The sequence below is a fragment of the Micrococcus sp. 63XJN7_6_ISO-PGPR-S23-444 genome (assembly GCF_058072765.1).
In genome coordinates this window covers 946,464-963,745 of record NZ_CM176516.1, presented here as the reverse complement: position 1 = coordinate 963,745, position 17,282 = coordinate 946,464, and the positions used below count along the sequence as shown (strand labels likewise).

Sequence of the window (17,282 nt, the reverse complement as noted above, 5' to 3'; positions counted from 1 at the left end):
GCGGCTCGGACGGGGCCCTCGGGCGCCGGTCGTCGCGGGGGCGGCGGGCCTCACTCCCCCGGCTCCACGGGTCGAGGGGCGCCACGGAGCCGGGCCAGGCCGGCGCGCACGGCGGGGCGCACGTGCCAGTGGTCCTTCACGAACCGGCTGGTGCGGCGGTCCACGACGAGGATCCACAGCAGACACACGGCGGAGACGATCAGGGACACGGCCTTGACCTGGTCCGCGATGTCCAGGAACTGCCAGGTGAAGAGCTGGTCCGACGCGCCGAACGCCAGGAAGTAGCCGACCGTGAACACGACCCACTTGATCTGCCAGTTGTCCCGGATGCCGATCACGGCGAAGAACGGGAGCAGCCACAACAGGTACCAGGGCTGGATGATGGGCGAGAGGATCACCAGCGCGGTGAACGCCCAGGTCATGCGCGTCATCACGCGGTCCTGGCGGCCGAGGAACATCAGGGCCAGCACGATGAGCACCGAGAGCACGCGTCCGGCGGTCTTGTACACCCCCTCGACGGCCTGCACGTCCGCCCCCTGCCCGAGGAGCTCGCTCGCCCCCACCGTGATGAGGGACAGCATGCCGATCGGCCCCCACGGCACGGTGCCCGTGCCCGTGCCGACCATCACGGCCACCCAGCCGAAGCCGAAGCCGTTGAGCACGCCCACCAGGGCCATGAGGCCGAAGGAGATCCCGGCGGTGAGGGCCCAGAAGGCGAACCGGCGCGGCCATCGGGCCGTCGGGCCGGCCCACAGCAGGCCGATGAACGGGAGCAGCACGAGGGTGATGGGCTTGATGCCCAGGGATAGGGTGACCAGCACGACGCCGGCCACCCCCCACGCGACGGACTGCCCGGGCCGCTGGGGGCGGAGCGGATGCCCGGCGCGCAGCGCGCACCACGTGCCGGCCAGGGCGAGGCCGACCATGAGGGCGTCGTTGTGCCCGGACGCGACGAAGCTGATGGTGAAGAGCGGGTTGGCGACGCTGATCCACTGCGCCCACGCATCGTTGACGCCCATCCTGCGGGCGAGCAGCGGCACGAAGACCATGATCAGCGCGACGCCGGCCACCGCCACCAGGCGGAACAGGAAGATCGCCAGGTCCGGGTTCATGTCCCCCGAGATCGCGACGACGGCCTGCTCGATCCACAGGAAGATCGGACCGTACGGGGTCTCGGAGTCCGCCCAGGTGGCGTCCGCTCCGAGCTGGAACCAGTTGGACAGCGAGGAGATCGTGTCCACGTAGGGGTCCTGCCCCGCCTCCATGAGACGGCCCTGTCCCACGTAGGCGAAGATGTCCCGGCTGAAGATCGGCAGGGCCACGACCTGGGGCAGGCACCACAGGACGGTGGCGAGGTTGACCGTGCGCAAAGCGCCGCGGCCGAAGGGGCGGATCGTCTGGCCCAGCCGCAGCCAGGCCCAGAACATCACCCAGCAGCCGAGGGTGAGGAGCGCCGCGCCGGCGAGCACGCCGGTCTCCTGGGTGCGCCACGGGATCAGCCACTGCCAGCGATTGATCGGGGAGGCCGAGGCCAGCCAGCCGACGGAGTACGAGCCCACCACCAGGAGGAGGGAGCCGAGGGTCCCCACCAGGATGGGCCACCAGTCCGCGCCGGCGACCTGGGGGTCCGCGCGGAGGCCGCCGACGCCGACGTACTCCGGCCGGTGGGCCGTGGACCCGGACGGACGCGGGGTCGACACGCTCATGCGACGGGTCCTTCCGTGCGGTCCTGCGTGGGCGCGCGAGGGCGCGGCTCGCTCGAATCTACCATCGTGACACGCGAGTAGCCTGGGGGCATGAGCGAGACGAGCACCCCCGCGCCGGAGAGCGCCCCCCTGGTCTGGATCGACTGCGAGATGACCGGCCTGCACCCCCAGGTCGACGAGCTCGTCGAGGTGGCGGTGCTCATCACGGACGCCGAGCTGAACATCCTGGACGAGGGCATCGACCTGGTGATCCGTCCCTCCGCGGCCGCCCTCGAGCAGATGGACCCGTTCGTCCGGGACATGCACACCACCTCGGGCCTCCTGCCGGAGCTCGCGGAGGGCCTCGAGCTCGACGACGCCGCCGCGCGCGTCCTCGAGTACATCGCCGCCCGCGTGCCCGCCGGCAAGGGCCTGCTGGCCGGCAACACGGTGGGCCAGGACAAGCTGTTCCTCGCCCGCTACATGCCCGCCGTCGTCGACCACCTGCACTACCGGATCGTGGACGTGTCCACCGTGAAGGAGCTGGCCCGGCGCTGGTACCCGCGCGCCTACTACCAGGCCCCCGCCAAGACCGGCGGCCACCGCGCCCTCGGGGACATCAAGGACTCCATCACCGAGCTGCGCTACTACCGGGCCGCCGTCATGGCCCCCGCCCCCGGCCCCACCACGGAGGAGGCCCGCGCCATCGCGGAGGTGGTGTCCGGGGCGCAGGCCTGAGCAGGCACTCCCGGCCCCGCCGCCCCGATTCGGCGCTGCGCGGGATCTCGTGTACTGTGGACCCCGCTGCGCCGCGCGGATCCGTCCGTGTGAAGCAGGCATGGTGGGCGTAGCTCAGTCGGCAGAGCGTCTGGTTGTGGTCCAGAAGGTCGCGGGTTCAATCCCCGTCGCTCACCCTACTCGAAGCCCCCGGAATCATGCAGATTCCGGGGGCTTTCTCGTTCCCTAAGCGTGTCCGTGGTTGCGTCCATGGTTGTGTTCGGCACCCCGCGGGGCCGGATCGGCCTCCGCGTGAGCGACGGGATCGAGGAGAGCGAGTCATGGCAACCATCAGCACGCGCACGTCGAAGAAGGGCGTGACCACCTTCCGGGTGGGTTACTACGAGGGCGGACGCTTCCGGCAGATGCCTGCCATGCTCTCCGAGACGGGGGCGCGCCGCATCAAGGCGATCATCGAGGACCCCGCCCAGGGCCCGGACGTCGCCCGCCGCCTGCTCGAGGCCCACGCCGACGGCGCCGAGGACGTGCCCACGCTCGCGCAATGCCTGGACCGCTACGTCGAGGCCCGCGCCGTGCGCTGCAGCGAGGGCACCCTGGCCGGCTACCGCCGCGAGGCCGCCCGCACCTTCCTCCCCCGCCTCGGGCAGCTGCCCGTCACCGCGATCGACCGGCCCGCCGTCCAGGACTGGATCCGCTGGCAGATGACCCAGCCCACCGCGCGCTCGCGGGCCGCGGCCGAGCGCGCCGCGGTGGACGCGATCGGCTGGCGGCCCGCCCCCGGCGCCTCACCCCCTAGCACAGCGAGAGGCCCCGTCCAGCTGACTACTGGCCGGGGCCTCTCTTGCGCTTCCCTTCGCGAGGTCCACGCTCCCCGAGGGGGGCGGTCACGTTAAGCGGCCGTCGCGGTCACGGTCCCGTGACGACGGCGTCGCACTCCACCGAGGGCAGGTCGCCGGCCTCGCTGGTCTCTCGGTCCAGGGGTGTGCGCGCGTTCAGCACGGTCAGGCTGCAGGCCACCCGGCCCTCGCCTAGAGCATCGTCGGCATACGCCGCCACCTGCACCCGGTCTCCCAGCTTTACCTGCGGCACGTCCAGGATCAGCCACTGGCCAGGCCCGGCATGGTTGGACGGGATCCGATCATTCGGCGGCGTGGTCATGGTGGCGAGCTCGCCGTTGACTGCAATGCTCGCGCGGACCCTGATCGACCGCGTCACGCTCGGGTCGTCGGGCACCCACTGCAGGAGTGCAGAGACTGACACGGGGCCCAGCGAACGCGTGGGCTCAGCGGCTTCCGCGGCGCGCGAGGTGGATGGGGCAGGGCTGGCCGAGGTGGCCGCTGCACTGGTCGTGGGGCCGGGGGTGGTGGGAACATCAGCTCCGCATCCCGTGAGCGCGAGGCCGAGTGCGACGCACAGGGCGGCCGCGCGGCTGCGGATGGAGGACATGGACGGCCCCTTCGTTAGGTGAGAGTGCTCACAGCGTAGATCAACCTTCGGAGGCCACCGGCGCCCGCATCGCGCGCTCGCGGGTCTGCCGAGCCTCCCGGGCTCGCCGCGTGATCACCGGGTAGGTGGCGATGGCCACCGGGTCCTCGGCCAGCACCGCCACGCGCATCGTCAGCGCCGTTCCCCGCAGCCCGAGCAGATGCTCAGCTGCCCGGTCACACGCGGCCTCGTGCCGCCACCGCGGCCCCCACAGCTGCAGCACCATGTGGTCACGCACGGACAGGTGGCCCGCGCTCGCGGGCGCCTGGGTGGTGGTGGTCATGTCGGGACGGTACGTCCGGGGACGGGCAGGCTAGACGGTCTCGCGGTGCTCGGGGATCTGGGCGGCGAGGTGCTCGCGCTCGGTCCGGGTGAGTCCGGCGAGTTGGTCGGTGAGCACGAGCAGGGTCCCCCACAGTTCGTCGGCGAGCTCGTCCAGGCTCATGGACCAGGGCAGGGCGTCGGCGAGCTGCTCGAGCGTGATGAGCTGCCGGGCCGCGGCTGCGCGCACCGCTTACTCGATGGTCGGAGGCTGGCAAGCGCGGTGGCCGTGCTCGAGGCGCACGAGCGCGTGGGTGAGCGCGCACCGCCGCTCGGCCTGCCTCATGCGTGGGTCGAGCCAGATTATCGTCGCACCATCGGTCGCGGCCGGCGCCGTCGGGTGCGGGCAGGCCCAGACCATGACGACGTGCGTCAGCGCGCAGCGCCCTCCAGGGGTGGAACATGCCGACATGGTCAACGTGGCGGCGGGCACGTTAGGTCACCGCCCGACAAAGCACCCGCCTGCCGTGTGCGACTATGGCAAGCATGCGTGAACAGGTGTGGATCATGGGCCATGGCTACGAGGGGCGCACGATCGACGAGTACATCGGCGACCTGTACGCCTGGCACGCCGACGTGGTCGTTGACGTCCGCCTCAACGCCATATCCCGCAAGAAGGGCTTCTCCAAGACCGCTCTGCGCGCCGCGCTCGCGGACGCTGGGATCCGCTACGAGCACCGCCCGGAGCTCGGAAATCCCAAGGACAACCGAGGCGGCTTCTGGGAGCCAGGGACTCCCGCCCACGGCGACGCACTGGTTCGATTCGAGGAGATGTTGCACGGAGCCGCTGCTGCAGAGGCGGTGCGCGACGTAGCGGAGATGGCACGTACGGAACGCGTCGTCCTGCTGTGCTTCGAGGCGTCCGAGCGGTGCTGCCACCGTCAGGTAGTCCTAGAGCGTGTGCGAAAGCTCACAGCGCGCCAACTGGTGACGTCCGTCTAACCGAGGGACCGATAGACGCCCAGAACGGTGAATCCGCGCGGCGCCTGGTGCTGATTGCCTACGAAAAAGAGCGGCCCGCGCGCCGAGTCCGCCATCTCGTCGAAGAATCGGGTCCTCAACGCCGCGGCGGCGACCGCATCTGAGTCGTTCGCGTGCCAGCGTCGCACCAGCTCCGCGGCCTCCCAGTCGATGAGGCTCTGCTTGTGCCCGGCGCAACCCGGCTCGTCACACACGTAGTGATAGTGGGCGGTGAAGCGCGGGGCTTGGAGGGGGGTTGGCTGCCCCGCCCTATCGTCGAAAAGATCGAGTTGGTTCGCGGCTCGGTCGATCTTCCGCTGCTGGTCCGCTGTCCATCCCGGGTGGGGCGTGACAACGAGATCATCTACGCGCCGGGGACGCACCACCGCGAGACTGGGGTAAGCCTGCTTGGCGCGAGCCGTGGCGAGGATCCGGCACATGGTCCACTGGTCGGTAAGGGGGCGCACGTACTCGTGCCGCGGCTTCCACGGGGGAAGATGGTCGACGACAACCAGAGACCCACGGTCGGGCCGATAGCTCTCGGAGCGGTAATCATCCGCCGCAGGGGTAACCCGGACGTCCACGACGTCGTACTTCTTGAAGCGTTCGAGCTCTGCCATCGACCGGAAGGGGATGGGGTAGAGCCGGATCCACTCCGGTCCTGAGCCCTCGCGCATGCGGATGCCAGCGACGCAAACCGTGTCCCCGTACTTCTCGGACGGCTGCGGCGCCGCCTTTACCGTGATGAGCACACGCGCAACCTCGGGCCGATGGCCGCGTTCCTTCTCATACAGAGCCCGCCCCTCCCCGGTAAGCGGGAGCACGTCGAATCCACTCACGCGCCCTCCCCGCCCATGTCCAGGTTCTCTTCCCCGACGTCGCCCCACTCCCGGGCCTGCCGGTCGCGGGCCGGCTCGAGGTCGGCGTGTGCTGCCAGATCGAAGTCGGCCGGCGCGCCGGCCGCGGCGGTCTTCTGTTCAGCGCCAGCGTCACCGCCGCGCGCTCCCCCGCGCTCGGCCGTGCCGCGCTCGCGGTCCTGATCCTGGTCTGCGTGGTCGCGCTCGTCATGGTGGTCCGTCCTACGTCGGTCGAGCATGACCCGCAGGACTGCAGCGAGCAGCTCCTGGTCATACGTCGATAGGTCAGGGGATTCCTGAACGACGTCGAGGACCGACGGGTGAAGAGCCGAGTCGAGCTCCACTCCTATGGACTCCAGCGCTGCGGTGACCACGTGGGCCACGGGCGCCCTCAGCACGAGCGCGAGCATCGTGATGTTCTCGCCCTTGATCGAGGTGACCGGGGTGGACTTGAGCCGCGCGAAGCTGGCGTGGCTCATGTCGTACCCCGCGCGGTCGGCGCGGGCAGCGAGGTCGCTGAGGGACCAGCCGTTCCGCTCCTGGGCTGGGGCGATCAGTCGGCCCAGCGAGTGCATGTCGTTCATGGCGACCAATCTGCGGTGCGATGCCAAGGGGAGCAACCGACCTCGGACACCCGCTGTTGCGTGGAAGTGGACACCGAAACGGTAGCAACAAAGGGGGTGTTGTGCCGCAGGGCGGCGCGGATACGGGGCGATCAGCGCGGACCCGGTGAGGAAGAGCCGCTTGCGACCCCATCGGTCCGCGAGGTTGCCGGTGGAGAGCAACAGGGCGGCCAGCAGCACGGCATAGAGGCTGTTCACCCACTGCGCGTCAGTGAGGTCCAAGTGCAGGTCGCCGATGATGGCGAGCGGGACCGCCCGAGGTCCCACGGCGGCCGGTTCCACGGCTCAGCGTCGCAGGGACGACGCCGCCGGGCATCAACCGCTCGACGGATCCCCGGTCCGCTGCCTGGCGTAGAGTCGGCCGGTGAGGGCGTCGACCCGACGCCGCACCCCCGCCGACGAGGAGGCCAGCCCATGTCCGTCGTGAAGATCAACGCCATCAGCGTCCCCGAGGGCGCCGGCCCGGAACTCGAGAAGCGGTTCGCCGCCCGCAAGCACGCGGTGGACCAGGAGCCGGGCTTCGAGGGCTTCCAGCTGCTCCGGCCCACCGCGGGCGAGGACCGCTACTTCGTGGTCACGACGTGGGCGTCGGAGGAGGACTTCCGGCGCTGGCGGGACGGGCGCATGCCCGCCGCTCACGCCGCCGAGCAGGGCGGCCGCCCGGCGCCGGTCGCCACGGGCGCCGACCTGCTCGAGTTCGAGGTCGTGGACCTGGGCTGACCCGGGCGCCGCAGCAGGCGCATCGCGTTCACGATGACCAGCAGCACGGACGCCTCGTGCACGAGCATGCCGACGGCCATCGTGACGCCGCCGGCGAAGACGCCGGCCAGCAGGGCCACGACGGTGACGAGGGAGATCGCGATGTTCTGCCGCATCACCCGCACCGTGCGCCGGGCCAGATCGAGCGCCTGCGGCAGCCGCTCGAGCCGGTCGCCCATCAGGGCGATGTCCGCGGTCTCGATGGCCACACCGGAGCCGGCCGCGCCCATGGCCACGCCGATGTCCGCCGTCGCCAGGGCCGGGGCGTCGTTGACGCCGTCACCGACCATCGCGACGACGCGGCCCTCGGCCTGCAGGGCCTCGATCGCCTCGAGCTTGTCCTGGGGCAGCAGGCCCGCCCGCACGTCGTCGACGCCCACCTGCCGGGCCACGGCCTGCGCGACGCCGGGATGGTCGCCGGTCAGCATCACGACCTCGCGGACGCCGATCCCGTGCAGCGCCCGGATCATGCCCGCGGCCTCGGGCCGGAGGGTGTCTGCGATGGCGAGGACGCCGAGCGGGATGCCGTCGACGACGACCGCCGCCGGGGTCCGGCCCGCCTCCGCGAGCTCGGCCGCGACGGTCTCGACCCGGTCGGTCGCGGCCGGATCCACGCCGCGCTCGCGCAGCATCGCCACGTTGCCCACGGCGACGACGCGGCCGTCCACCTCTCCGGTGAGCCCGCGGCCGAGGACGACGTCCACATCCGTGGCCAGCGGGCCGTCCAGCAGGCCGCGGTCCCGGCCTGCCGCGACGATCGGCGCGGCCAGCGGGTGGTCCGAGGCCGCCTCGAGCCGTGCGGCCCAGCGCAGCACCTCGTCCTCGGCCCCGGGCTCGAACGCGACGACGTCTGTCAGCTCGGGGGTGCCCGACGTGAGGGTGCCGGTCTTGTCGACGGCGACGGCGTCGACCTTCGCGGAGCGCTCAAGGAACTCCCCTCCCTTGATGAGCACGCCGTCCTTGGCGCCGCGGCCGATCCCTGCCACGATCGCGACCGGGATGGAGATCACGAGGGCGCCCGGGCAGCCGATGACCAGCAGGGTCAGGGCCAGGGGGACGTCCCGCGTGATCAGGCCGGTAGCGAAGGCCAGCACCATGATCGCCGGGGTGTACCAGCGGGAGAAGCGGTCCATGAACTGCTGGGTCCGCGCACGGGCCTCCTGCGCCGCCTCGACGCGGTGGATGATGCGCGCCAGCGTGGTGTCGGCGCCGACGCCCCGGGCCTGCACCTGCAGCAGGCCGGCCGTGGCGACGGTGCCCGCGTACATGGCGTCACCGTCGGTCTTCTCCGCCGGGATGGACTCGCCCGTGATGGATGCCTCGTCCACGGCGCCGACCCCGGTGAGCACCACGCCGTCCACCGGCACCCGAGCGCCGGCCTTGACGAGGACGGTCGCGCCGGGGGCCACCTCGTGGGCAGGCACGGTGCGCTGGGTCCCGTCTGCGTCCACGACGACGGCGGTCTCGGGCGCCGTGGAGACGAGGTCCGCGAGCGCCGAGCGAGTCTGAGACAGGGTCGCGTCCTCGAGGGCGTGGCCGAGGGCGAAGAGGAAGGTCACCGCGGCGGCCTCCCAGAAATTGCCGAGCAGTGACGCGCCGATCGCGGCGGTGGCGACGAGCAGGTCGATGCCGACGGTCTTCACCCGCAGGGCGGCGATCGCGTCGCGCGCGATCGGCAGGCCGGCCACGACGGCGGCGGCGAGCATCAGGCCCGCCGCCACGAGGTGTCCGGTCCCGTGGGCCAGCTGCTCGGGCGCCAGCACGAGCGAGACGGCGATCAGCAGGCCGGCCACCACGGGGCGCCGCCAGCGGCGGGACAACGCGAACCGGGCACGAGGGCGGCCCGGACGTGTGACGGCGGGGGTGGACATGGCGGACTCCGTTCGTCGGGGGCGGGGCGGTGTCAGAAGGCCGACGGCCGGGCGGTGTAGCCGACCTTGGCGACGGCCTCGACGAGGTCCTGGGCAGTGGTGGTCTGCGGGTCGTGGTCGACCTCGATGCGCTGGGTCTCGAAGTGGACCTGCGCGCCGGTCACGCCGGGCAGGGCGTCGAGGGCCTTCTCGATCTTCCGGACGCACGAGGGGCAGCTGAAGCCCTCGGCGCGGAGCAGGATGTGCGTGGTGGCGGTCATGGTCACTCCTGTGGGTCGTCACCGGCGCGGCCGCCGATGAGGCTGAGCGGACGGGCGGGTGCCCGGTCCGATCCCCGGCCTCCGGGGATGTCACTGACGCTACGAAGGGGACGGCGGGCCCGCCTTGACCGCGGTCAAGCCGCCGTGTGGGAGGCTGATGGCGTGCGTATGGACCTGCCCCTCGCCCCCATGGACGAACCAGAGCCGTGCGCGGCCCGGGTCCCGCTGTTCACCGGGCTGGATCTGGAGCAGCTGCGCCGGGTCTCCGCCCTGGCGCGGCCGCTCGTGCTCGAGGCCGGCGATGCCCTGCACCTGGCCGGTGACCGCACGGACCGCCTGTGCGTCGTGCACAGCGGCCGCCTGGCGCTGACGCTCGGCTCAGCGACCGGCCGGGAACGCGTGGTGCGGATGGTCGAGCCCGGCGACTCCGTGGGCGAGCACGAGTTCCTCACGGGCGAGCCGGCCCGGCACGGGGCGCGCGCCGTGGCCGCGACCCGCCTGTGCACCTTCTCCCACGCCGAGGTCGCCCGACTCCTGGCCGAGCATCCGGGCATCGGGGGACGCGTGATGCGGACGCTGGCCGTCCGCCTGGCCGAGGCTGAACAACGGCTGGCCCGGGAGCATCAGCCTGTCACCGCGCGGATCGCCGGACATCTGCTCGGCCTGCCGGCCCTTCGGGACGAGGCCGACCTCGTCGTGGTGCTGGCCGCGCCGAAGAAGGACGTCGCCTCGCTGCTGGGCACCACCCCCGAGGCGTTCAGCCGTGGGCTGCGCCGCCTCGCCGACGACGGCCTGATCGCCATCGAGGGCCCGCGGGTGACGCTGCTGGACCCGGATGCGCTGGAGGCCCTCGCCGCGGAATGACCGCCGTCGTCGTGGTGTCCCCGGCGGTAGGCTGGGGACTCCCCCGTCCTCCTACCCACGCAGGCCCGCAGCCCGGGCCGGGAAGCGCAGTGCCATGGCCTCCATCCGTCCCGTCACCGTCTACGGCGAGCCCGTGCTGCACAGGCGCGCGGCCGAGGTGGAGGTGATCGACGACGAGATCCGCGAGCTGATCGAGGACATGTACGTCACGCAGGAAGCCGCGCACGGCGTGGGCCTGGCCGCCCCGCAGGTCGGGGTCGGGCTGCGGATCTTCACGTGGACGTTCCCGGACTCCGGCGACGCGCCGAACGTGGGCCACGTGATCAACCCCGTGCTGACCCACCTGGACAAGGCGCCGCGGGAGGAGCCGCACCCGGACGAGCACACCGAGGGCTGCCTCTCGGTGCCCGGGCTCGGCTTCCCCCTGCAGCGCCCGACCCGCGTGCGCCTGTCCGGCCAGCGCGTGGACGGCGAGATGTTCGAGTTCGAGGCCGAGGGCTGGTTCGCGCGCATCATGCAGCACGAGTACGACCACCTCAACGGCACCCTCTACGTGAACCGGCTCGAGGGCAAATGGCAGCGGCGCTGGAAGCGCGCGCAGCGGGCCGAGCGTCTGAACGTGCCCGGTGTGACGTGGCTGCCCGGCACGGACGAGGACCCCTTCGGCCACGACGCCGACGACCACGAAGACCACGAGCACGGCCCCGACGGCGACCACGGGGACGACGAGGCCTGAGCCTCGGCTCCACGTCCGACCCGGTCGGCACACGACGACGGCCCGTCCCCTCCGCGGGGACGGGCCGTCGGTCATCGGCGGGTCAGGCCTGCGGGAAGGCGGGGACCTGCTGGCCCGCCATCTTCTCCACCACGCGGATCACCTGGTGCGAGTAGCCGTACTCGTTGTCGTACCAGACGTAGAGGATCGCGTTCTTGCCGTCGTTGTTCACGAGGGTCGCCAGGCCGTCCACGACGCCGGCGCGGTCCGAGCCGACGAAGTCGGTGGACACGACCTCCGGGGAGTCCACGTAGCCGACCTGGCCGCGCAGGGGGCCGGTGAGGGACTCCTGCTTCAGGCGGGCGTTGAGCTCCTCCACCGAGGTGGGCTTGGTCAGCTCGAGATTCAGGATGGCCATGGACACGTCCGGGGTGGGGACGCGGATGGCGTTGCCGGAGAGCTTGCCCTTGAGCTCGGGCAGGGCCTTGGCCACGGCCTTGGCGGCGCCGGTCTCGGTGAGCACCATGTTCATGCCGGCGGCACGGCCACGACGGGCGCCCTTGTGGAAGTTGTCCACGAGGTTCTGGTCGTTGGTGTAGGCGTGCACGGTCTCCACGTGGCCGTGGTCGATGCCGTAGTCGTCCTGGATGACCTTGAGCACCGGGGTGATCCCGTTGGTGGTGCAGGAGGCCGCCGAGATGATGGTGTCCTCGGGCGTGATGTCGTCCGAGTTCACGCCGTACACGATGTTCTTCATCTCGCCCTTGCCCGGGGCGGTCAGCAGGACCTTCGCGGCGCCCTTGGCCTGCAGGTGCTGGGACAGACCCTCGTCGTCGCGCCAGCGTCCGGTGTTGTCGACGACCAGCGCGTCCTTGATGCCGTAGGAGGTGTAGTCCACCGTGGTCGGGTCGTTCGAATAGATGACCTGGATCTCAGTGCCGTTGGCGGTGATCACGTCGCGGTCCTCGTTCACCACGATCGTCCCGTCGAACGGGCCGTGGATCGAGTCGCGGCGCAGCAGGGAGGCGCGCTTGATCAGGTCGTCCTCCGAGTTCTTGCGCACGACGACGGCACGCAGGCGCAGCTTGGAGCCACCGCCGGCGTGGTCGAGGAGGATGCGGGCCAGCAGGCGGCCGATGCGACCGAAGCCGTAGAGCACGACGTCCTGGGTCTCGCCCAGGCCCTCACCGGCCTTGCCCTTGACCTCGGCGAGCTCGGCGTCCAGGAAGGCCTGGACGTCCTGCCCCGAGGCCTTCTGCTTGGCGGCCAGCTCGGCCAGGTCGATGGTGGCGGCGCCCAGGTCCATCGCAGCCATGGCCTCGACCAGGGGGTAGGTGGACTCGACGCTCAGCGGGGCCTCCTGCACGCGGCGGGCGTAGCGGTGGGCCTTGATGATGTCGATCACGCCGCGGTTCACGAGGGAGCGCCCGTAGATCGAGGTGACCACGTTGTGCTCGCGGTACAGGGTGCCCAGCAGGGGGACCATCTTCTCCGCGAGCTTCTGCTGCGTGTTCCACTCAGGGGTCTGGGTCGAGGCGGTGTCTGCCACGGGAGTCCTTCCTTGAAACCTGGCGGGGCCGTCCTGGGCAGGCCCCATCCCCCGACCTCGTTGTCGGCGGACTCCGCCATTCTAGGCGAGGACACGTCCGGAGCGGCCCTGCGGTCGCGACGGGGCGTACACTGGTCGGTCGGGACGGATCGGCGGACGGCCGCGTGCCCCTGCGGGGGTGCGAGGAAAGTCCGGGCACCGCAGAGCAGGATGGTGGACAACATCCACCCGGGGCGACCCGCGGGCCAGTGCCACAGAGAGAAGACCGCCTCCGCGCCGTGTGCGCGGCGGTAAGGGTGAAAGGGTGGTGTAAGAGACCACCAGCGGCCCCGGTGACGGGGCCGGCTCGGTAAACCCCATCCGGTGCAAGGCCGAACAGGACGCGTCACGAGGGCTGCTCGCCCCAGCGTCCGGGTTGGCCGCTCGAGCCCGTCAGCGATGGCGGGCCCAGATGGATGGCCGTCACCTCGCGCGGGGCAACGCGCGCGAGGCACAGAACCCGGCTTACAGCCGGTCCGTCCCGCCTCACGGCCCCGGGCTGGGGTCAGAACCCCTCGTCGTCGAGGATTCGTTCGAACTCGAGCTCCACCACGTGCTCGCGCTCCCGCTTGTCCAGCAGGCGGTACCCGTACGACTCGCCGATCGAGACGACCTTCGCCAGACTCGGGCGTCGCCGGTCCCGCGGCCATTCGAGCGTCACCCGGTCCTGCCCCGTGAAGGTGCGCTCCCGCAGGCGCTGCTCCACGGCCGAGGCGTGCGTGCGCTCCCGCCCACTGGAGCGGATCCCGAGCCACACGGCGGCCGCGATCACGAGCAGGACGAACGGGTACACCACGCCGAACACGTTCATGGCGGTCATCGGGCGACTCCTGGGATGCGGGGCGGCTGTGCGGACCCCACCACTGTGCCAGGTCCGGACGACGACGTCGGCCCGGGGCGCCTGGCTAGGCTGGCCCGGTGCTGATCCTGCTGCCGCCCTCCGAGGGCAAGACCGCGCCCCGCTCCGGGGCCCCGCTCGACCTCGATGCCCTCGCGTTGGCCGATGACGCCGCGGTGACGGGCGCCCGCGCGGACCTGCTCACGCGGCTCGCCGCGGTCTCGGCCGCCCCGGATGCCCTGGCGGCTCTCGGCGTCGGGGCGTCGCTCACCGGCGAGGTCGAGGCGAACACGCGCCTGGCCTCGGCCCCTGCCGCGCCCGGTCACCGGGTGTTCACGGGCGTGCTCTTCGATGCGCTCGACCACGCCTCCCTGTCCGCGGCGGCGAAGCGCCGCGCCCGCGCGTCCGTGCTGGTCTTCTCCGCGCTGTTCGGCGCCACCGCGCTGGCGGACCGGATCCCCGCCTTCCGGCTGCCCGTCGGCGCGAAGCTGCCGGGGCTGCCCGGGCTGGCCGCGCACTGGCGCCCCGTCCTGACCCCCGCCCTCGACGCGCTCGCCGCACGGGACGGCGGGCCCGTCGTCGACTGCCGCTCCGGCGGCTACGCGGCCCAGTGGCGGGCACCGGCGGAGCGGACCCTCGCGGTCGACGTGTTCCAGCTGCGCGACGGCGAGCGGACCGTCGTCTCGCACTTCGCCAAGCACACCCGCGGCCTCGTGGCCCGCGCGCTGCTGGAGGCGGGGGCGCGGGAGACCTCGACGCTGGAGCGCGTCGCGGACGTGGTCGCGCGGGCCGGGGACGGCCACGGCTGGGAGGTCGAGCTGGCCCGGCCGTCCGGCGCGAAGCCCGGCGCGCTGCGGGTGATCCTGCCCGAGGGGTGACCCCGGGCGAGGCGCGGTCTGCCCGGACGCGGCCTCAGTCCTCGACGGCCACCAGCTCCACCTCGAAGCCGTCCGCGGTCTCGAGGTAGGCGGCGTAGTGGTCCGCTCCCCCGGCGTGCGGGTGGCGGTCCTCGAAGAGCAGGCGGAACCCCCGGTCGCGCGCGGCGGCGGTGAGCTCGTCCACGCGGGCGCGCGATCCGGCCCGGAAGGCCAGGTGGTTCAGGCCCGGGCGGGTGCGCTCGTGGGCGCCCGCGGCGACGTCGGGCCCGGCCTCGAGCACGAGGTACTCCCCCGCCCCCTGGTACGTCCGGCCCTCGGCCCACCCCTCGCCGGGCACGTAGCCGAGCTCGCCGAACAGCCAGCCGAGGCTCGCCTCGGCCGCCGCGAGGTCGGCGACCCAGATCTCCACGTGATGCAGCCGTCCCGTGGGCGCGGGCACCGGGGTCGCATCCTCCGGCGAGGCGACGGCGTCGGGCCCGTCCGCCTCCGCGGCCCGGACGTCCGCGTCGGCCTCGAGGCCGGACCCGGCCACCGCCGACGCGGAGGTCGTGGACGCCTCCGCGGCGGTCGACCCCACGGCCGTGGGGGCCGCAACGGGCACCTCTGAGGCGCCGGCGTCCCACTGCCCGCCCCGCGCGCCGGCGTCCATGGCCTCGTTGGAGAGGCGGTCGGCGTCCTTGTTCCGGTTCCGCGGGATCCACTCGTAGCTGACGCGCTCGAGGGGCAGCACGGCCCGGGCCTCGGCCGCGAGGCGCCGCATGTCCTCGTGCTTGATCTTCCACCGCCCGGACATCTGCTCCACCACGAGCTTGGAGTCCATCAGCACGTGCACCCGGGCCTCCGGGTCGAGGTCCCGGGCCATCCGCAGCCCGGCCACGAGCCCGGAGTACTCGGCCACGTTGTTGGACGCCTTCCCCAGCGGAGCGGCGTCGGTCCGGAGGATCTCGCCTGTGGCCGGGTCGCGCACCAGGGCGCCGTAGCCGGCGACGCCGGGGTTGCCCCGCGACCCGCCGTCGGCCTCCACCTGCAGGACTCGTCCGCTCACCGTGCGCCTCCTCGTGTCCGTGGTCGCGCCGTCCGACGCGGCCCCCCACTCTACTGACCGCGCCGGGGGCGGAGCCCGGGGTCAGTCCCGGATGAGGATGGCGCCGGACTCGGGGCAGCGGGCGACGGCGGCCGGCGGGAGGGCTCGGATGCGCGCGACCTCCGCCGGTGACAGCTCCGTGCCCGCGGCCGCGGACCGGTTCCCGACGAGCCGGGCCGCGCCGATGCCGCCGTTGCGCTCCCGCGCCTGCTCGTACAGGGCCAGCAACGACGCGGGAAACACGGCGGCCAACGCCGCCCGGCGCTGGGTGAGGTCCCGGCCACGCTGGGTCACGACCTGCCCCTCGCGGCGCACCTCCGCCGCGCGGGCCTCGACCTCGGCCCGTGCCTGCTCCAGAGCGGCGTGGCCCTTCGCGAGCCGGGACTCGGCGGCGTCGGCGGCCTCCATGGCCTCGAGCGCCGCGGCCTCGTGGTCATCGAGCAGTGCGGTGAGCGTGTCGTCCTCGTGCTGCATGGCCTGCAGCTCCTTGGACCCGCCCTGGCCCGCTTCGAGCCGCTCCCGGGTCCGGTCCCGACGGGCGCGGGTGGCGGCGGCCTTCTCGGTGGCCTCGGCCCCCGCCCGGTCGGCGGTGCGTGCGGCGTCCTGCAGACCGGGCAGCGCCTCCTCGAACTCCTGCGCACGGGCGCGCAGCCGGGTGTGCTCCGGGTCCGCCTTGAGCCGACGGACGGCGGCGCGGGCCTGGTCCAGGGCCGTGTCGAGCTCCTGCAGCTCCAGCAGCCGGGCCTGGACGGCCGGCGGTGCGGTGACCTCACTCATGCGTGACTCCCCTCGTCGGCCCGCTCTCCCCCGACCAGGAAGTCCCAGGGGTCGCTGCGGTGATCTGAGAACAGGGTGGTGACGCCCAGTCCCCGCTCCGCCAGGGCGGCCTCCAGGGCGCGGGCGCCGTGCTCGAGCCACAGGGACTCGCTCGCCCAGTGCGAGACGTCCACGAGCGCGGGACGTCCATCCCCCGACACCGCCGTCTCCCGGGCCTCCGAGGCCGGGTGGTGGCGCAGATCGGCGGTCACGTAGACGTCCGCTCCGGACGCGCGGACCGCGTCGAAGAGGCTGTCTCCGGCGCCGCCGCACACGGCGACGCGGCGGATGCGCTGGGCGGGGTCGCCCGCCACGCGCACGCCGCCGGCCGTGGCGGGCAGCGCCGCGTGCACGGCGCGGGCGAAGGCGGCCAGGTCGGTCTCCTCGGGCAGGTCGCCCACCCGGCCGATGCCTTCGGCCCCGGTGCCGGCGGCGGAGGTCGTCAGGGGCGAGAGCGCTCCGGTGACGCCGACGGCACGGGCCAGCACGTCCGAGACGCCGCCCACGACGGCGTCGGCGTTGGTGTGCGCGGCGAGCAGGGCGATGCGGTGCTCGATCAGGGTGTGCAGCAGGCGTCCCTTGGCGGCGGCGGCATGCCCGACGGCGGCGACGGACGAGGTCCCGCGCAGCAGGAGCGGGTGGTGGGTGACCACGAGGTCGGCCCCACGGGCGACGGCCTCGTCGGCCACGGCCTGCACGGGGTCCAGCGCCCACAGGACGGTCCGCACCGGCGCCTCCGGGCGCCCGGCCACCGGCCCGACGGCGTCCCACGGCTCCGCCAGCTCCCGCGGCCACAGCCCCTGGACGACCTCGAGGACGTGCCCGAGCGTCGGTGGGGCCAGGGCGTGCTCCGGCGAGGCGGGGACGGCGGGACGGGACACGGCCATACCGGCCATGATGGCCCACCCGGCCCGGGCACGCACGACCCGGCGGCCCTGGG

General features: G+C 72.8%; 20 protein-coding genes, 1 tRNA gene and 1 other RNA gene. 9 read left to right on the top strand and 13 right to left on the bottom strand.

Annotation, left to right across the window (positions count from 1 at the left end; all coding sequences use genetic code 11):
* Positions 1-50 precede the first annotated feature (50 nt).
* Positions 51-1,706, bottom strand: coding sequence for a polyprenol phosphomannose-dependent alpha 1,6 mannosyltransferase MptB (gene mptB, locus AC3RJ9_RS04480; protein WP_078026078.1), 1,656 nt, complete (start codon positions 1,704-1,706; stop codon positions 51-53).
* A 90-nt stretch (positions 1,707-1,796) separates the two neighbouring features.
* Here mptB and orn point away from each other — a divergent pair, with 90 nt between their 5' ends.
* The 3 genes from orn to AC3RJ9_RS04465 all read left to right on the top strand — a co-directional run bounded on the left by orn (position 1,797) and on the right by AC3RJ9_RS04465 (position 3,316).
* The gene (gene orn, locus AC3RJ9_RS04475) at positions 1,797-2,423 is read left to right on the top strand and encodes an oligoribonuclease (protein ID WP_002857127.1); all 627 of its coding nucleotides are present in this window, start codon (positions 1,797-1,799) and stop codon (positions 2,421-2,423) included.
* 103 nt (positions 2,424-2,526) lie between these two features.
* A tRNA-His gene (locus AC3RJ9_RS04470) sits at positions 2,527-2,599 on the top strand.
* Between the two features lie 144 nt (positions 2,600-2,743).
* Positions 2,744-3,316, top strand: coding sequence for a tyrosine-type recombinase/integrase (locus AC3RJ9_RS04465; protein WP_052833431.1), 573 nt, complete (start codon positions 2,744-2,746; stop codon positions 3,314-3,316).
* Positions 3,317-3,329: 13 nt separating this feature from the next.
* Here AC3RJ9_RS04465 and AC3RJ9_RS04460 read toward each other — a convergent pair whose 3' ends face one another.
* From AC3RJ9_RS04460 to AC3RJ9_RS04450, 3 genes are read right to left on the bottom strand one after another with little or no spacing between them, the layout of a single operon-like run.
* Entirely contained in the window at positions 3,330-3,869 is a 540-nt protein-coding gene (locus AC3RJ9_RS04460) for a hypothetical protein (protein ID WP_044659102.1), read from the bottom strand.
* Between the two features lie 40 nt (positions 3,870-3,909).
* Complete coding sequence (locus AC3RJ9_RS04455; protein ID WP_044659103.1) at positions 3,910-4,191, bottom strand: DUF3263 domain-containing protein; 282 nt, start codon at positions 4,189-4,191, stop codon at positions 3,910-3,912.
* A 30-nt stretch (positions 4,192-4,221) separates the two neighbouring features.
* Positions 4,222-4,419, bottom strand: coding sequence for a hypothetical protein (locus AC3RJ9_RS04450; protein ID WP_235281257.1), 198 nt, complete (start codon positions 4,417-4,419; stop codon positions 4,222-4,224).
* A gap of 296 nt (positions 4,420-4,715) precedes the next feature.
* On the opposite strand from AC3RJ9_RS04450, the gene AC3RJ9_RS04445 reads away from it, so the two are divergent.
* The gene (locus AC3RJ9_RS04445) at positions 4,716-5,171 is read left to right on the top strand and encodes a DUF488 domain-containing protein (RefSeq protein ID WP_044659104.1); all 456 of its coding nucleotides are present in this window, start codon (positions 4,716-4,718) and stop codon (positions 5,169-5,171) included.
* Here AC3RJ9_RS04445 and AC3RJ9_RS04440 read toward each other — a convergent pair.
* Both AC3RJ9_RS04440 and AC3RJ9_RS04435 read right to left on the bottom strand, forming a co-directional pair.
* On the bottom strand, positions 5,168-6,028 hold the full coding sequence (locus AC3RJ9_RS04440; protein WP_082067583.1) for a DUF8757 domain-containing protein: 861 nt from the start codon (positions 6,026-6,028) through the stop codon (positions 5,168-5,170). The two genes, AC3RJ9_RS04445 and AC3RJ9_RS04440, sit on opposite strands and share 4 nt — an antisense overlap.
* Positions 6,025-6,951 (bottom strand): hypothetical protein, encoded by a 927-nt coding sequence (locus tag AC3RJ9_RS04435; protein ID WP_489727723.1) that lies wholly within the window; start codon positions 6,949-6,951, stop codon positions 6,025-6,027. The genes AC3RJ9_RS04440 and AC3RJ9_RS04435 overlap by 4 nt, the downstream gene beginning before the upstream one ends.
* 132 nt (positions 6,952-7,083) lie before the next feature.
* On the opposite strand from AC3RJ9_RS04435, the gene AC3RJ9_RS04430 reads away from it, so the two are divergent.
* Positions 7,084-7,389 (top strand): antibiotic biosynthesis monooxygenase family protein, encoded by a 306-nt coding sequence (locus AC3RJ9_RS04430; protein ID WP_044659105.1) that lies wholly within the window; start codon positions 7,084-7,086, stop codon positions 7,387-7,389.
* Here AC3RJ9_RS04430 and AC3RJ9_RS04425 read toward each other — a convergent pair.
* Together AC3RJ9_RS04425 and AC3RJ9_RS04420 are read right to left on the bottom strand one after the other, a co-directional pair.
* Positions 7,305-9,299 (bottom strand): heavy metal translocating P-type ATPase, encoded by a 1,995-nt coding sequence (locus AC3RJ9_RS04425; RefSeq protein ID WP_240938510.1) that lies wholly within the window; start codon positions 9,297-9,299, stop codon positions 7,305-7,307. The two genes, AC3RJ9_RS04430 and AC3RJ9_RS04425, sit on opposite strands and share 85 nt — an antisense overlap.
* A gap of 32 nt (positions 9,300-9,331) precedes the next feature.
* Positions 9,332-9,559 carry a heavy-metal-associated domain-containing protein gene (locus AC3RJ9_RS04420; RefSeq protein ID WP_078026075.1) on the bottom strand — a complete coding sequence of 76 codons (228 nt, stop codon included), beginning with the start codon at positions 9,557-9,559 and terminating at the stop codon, positions 9,332-9,334.
* Between the two features lie 168 nt (positions 9,560-9,727).
* Here AC3RJ9_RS04420 and AC3RJ9_RS04415 point away from each other — a divergent pair, with 168 nt between their 5' ends.
* Both AC3RJ9_RS04415 and def read left to right on the top strand, forming a co-directional pair.
* Positions 9,728-10,423: a Crp/Fnr family transcriptional regulator gene (locus AC3RJ9_RS04415; RefSeq protein ID WP_078026074.1), complete on the top strand. Its 696-nt coding sequence runs from the start codon at positions 9,728-9,730 to the stop codon at positions 10,421-10,423.
* A gap of 94 nt (positions 10,424-10,517) precedes the next feature.
* Positions 10,518-11,159 carry a peptide deformylase gene (gene def, locus AC3RJ9_RS04410; RefSeq protein WP_078026073.1) on the top strand — a complete coding sequence of 214 codons (642 nt, stop codon included), beginning with the start codon at positions 10,518-10,520 and terminating at the stop codon, positions 11,157-11,159.
* Positions 11,160-11,241: 82 nt separating this feature from the next.
* On the opposite strand, the gene AC3RJ9_RS04405 is transcribed toward def, so the two are convergent.
* Positions 11,242-12,687 (bottom strand): glyceraldehyde-3-phosphate dehydrogenase, encoded by a 1,446-nt coding sequence (locus AC3RJ9_RS04405; RefSeq protein ID WP_170079917.1) that lies wholly within the window; start codon positions 12,685-12,687, stop codon positions 11,242-11,244.
* A gap of 144 nt (positions 12,688-12,831) precedes the next feature.
* On the opposite strand from AC3RJ9_RS04405, the gene rnpB reads away from it, so the two are divergent.
* Positions 12,832-13,210, top strand: an RNA gene (rnpB, locus tag AC3RJ9_RS04400) — RNase P RNA component class A.
* Positions 13,211-13,231: 21 nt separating this feature from the next.
* Here the strand turns inward: rnpB and AC3RJ9_RS04395 are convergent.
* Positions 13,232-13,546, bottom strand: a complete 315-nt coding sequence (locus AC3RJ9_RS04395; protein ID WP_002856827.1) for a hypothetical protein — start codon at positions 13,544-13,546, stop codon at positions 13,232-13,234.
* A gap of 98 nt (positions 13,547-13,644) precedes the next feature.
* Here AC3RJ9_RS04395 and AC3RJ9_RS04390 point away from each other — a divergent pair, with 98 nt between their 5' ends.
* A complete protein-coding gene (locus AC3RJ9_RS04390) occupies positions 13,645-14,442 on the top strand; it encodes a YaaA family protein (protein WP_078026072.1) in 798 nt (265 codons plus the stop codon).
* 34 nt (positions 14,443-14,476) lie between these two features.
* On the opposite strand, the gene AC3RJ9_RS04385 is transcribed toward AC3RJ9_RS04390, so the two are convergent.
* From AC3RJ9_RS04385 to AC3RJ9_RS04375, 3 genes are all read right to left on the bottom strand, one after another.
* Entirely contained in the window at positions 14,477-15,487 is a 1,011-nt protein-coding gene (locus tag AC3RJ9_RS04385) for a reverse transcriptase-like protein (protein WP_489727717.1), read from the bottom strand.
* Positions 15,488-15,568: 81 nt separating this feature from the next.
* The gene (locus tag AC3RJ9_RS04380) at positions 15,569-16,303 is read right to left on the bottom strand and encodes a zinc ribbon domain-containing protein (protein ID WP_061867835.1); all 735 of its coding nucleotides are present in this window, start codon (positions 16,301-16,303) and stop codon (positions 15,569-15,571) included.
* A complete protein-coding gene (locus tag AC3RJ9_RS04375) occupies positions 16,300-17,229 on the bottom strand; it encodes a Nif3-like dinuclear metal center hexameric protein (RefSeq protein WP_061867836.1) in 930 nt (309 codons plus the stop codon). The genes AC3RJ9_RS04380 and AC3RJ9_RS04375 overlap by 4 nt, the downstream gene beginning before the upstream one ends.
* Between the last annotated feature and the right edge of the window lie 53 nt (positions 17,230-17,282).

Bases quoted from the DNA above. Each gene is read 5' to 3' on its own strand.
- mptB (WP_078026078.1), bottom strand. From the start codon at position 1,706: ATGAGCGTGTCGACCCCGCGTCCGTCCGGGTCCACGGCCCACCGGCCG.
- orn (WP_002857127.1), top strand. From the start codon at position 1,797: ATGAGCGAGACGAGCACCCCCGCGCCGGAGAGCGCCCCCCTGGTCTGG.
- AC3RJ9_RS04465 (WP_052833431.1), top strand. From the start codon at position 2,744: ATGGCAACCATCAGCACGCGCACGTCGAAGAAGGGCGTGACCACCTTC.
- AC3RJ9_RS04460 (WP_044659102.1), bottom strand. From the start codon at position 3,869: ATGTCCTCCATCCGCAGCCGCGCGGCCGCCCTGTGCGTCGCACTCGGC.
- AC3RJ9_RS04455 (WP_044659103.1), bottom strand. From the start codon at position 4,191: ATGACCACCACCACCCAGGCGCCCGCGAGCGCGGGCCACCTGTCCGTG.
- AC3RJ9_RS04445 (WP_044659104.1), top strand. From the start codon at position 4,716: ATGCGTGAACAGGTGTGGATCATGGGCCATGGCTACGAGGGGCGCACG.
- AC3RJ9_RS04430 (WP_044659105.1), top strand. From the start codon at position 7,084: ATGTCCGTCGTGAAGATCAACGCCATCAGCGTCCCCGAGGGCGCCGGC.
- AC3RJ9_RS04425 (WP_240938510.1), bottom strand. From the start codon at position 9,299: ATGTCCACCCCCGCCGTCACACGTCCGGGCCGCCCTCGTGCCCGGTTC.
- AC3RJ9_RS04420 (WP_078026075.1), bottom strand. From the start codon at position 9,559: ATGACCGCCACCACGCACATCCTGCTCCGCGCCGAGGGCTTCAGCTGC.
- AC3RJ9_RS04415 (WP_078026074.1), top strand. From the start codon at position 9,728: ATGGACCTGCCCCTCGCCCCCATGGACGAACCAGAGCCGTGCGCGGCC.
- def (WP_078026073.1), top strand. From the start codon at position 10,518: ATGGCCTCCATCCGTCCCGTCACCGTCTACGGCGAGCCCGTGCTGCAC.
- AC3RJ9_RS04395 (WP_002856827.1), bottom strand. From the start codon at position 13,546: ATGACCGCCATGAACGTGTTCGGCGTGGTGTACCCGTTCGTCCTGCTC.
- AC3RJ9_RS04380 (WP_061867835.1), bottom strand. From the start codon at position 16,303: ATGAGTGAGGTCACCGCACCGCCGGCCGTCCAGGCCCGGCTGCTGGAG.
- AC3RJ9_RS04375 (WP_061867836.1), bottom strand. From the start codon at position 17,229: ATGGCCGTGTCCCGTCCCGCCGTCCCCGCCTCGCCGGAGCACGCCCTG.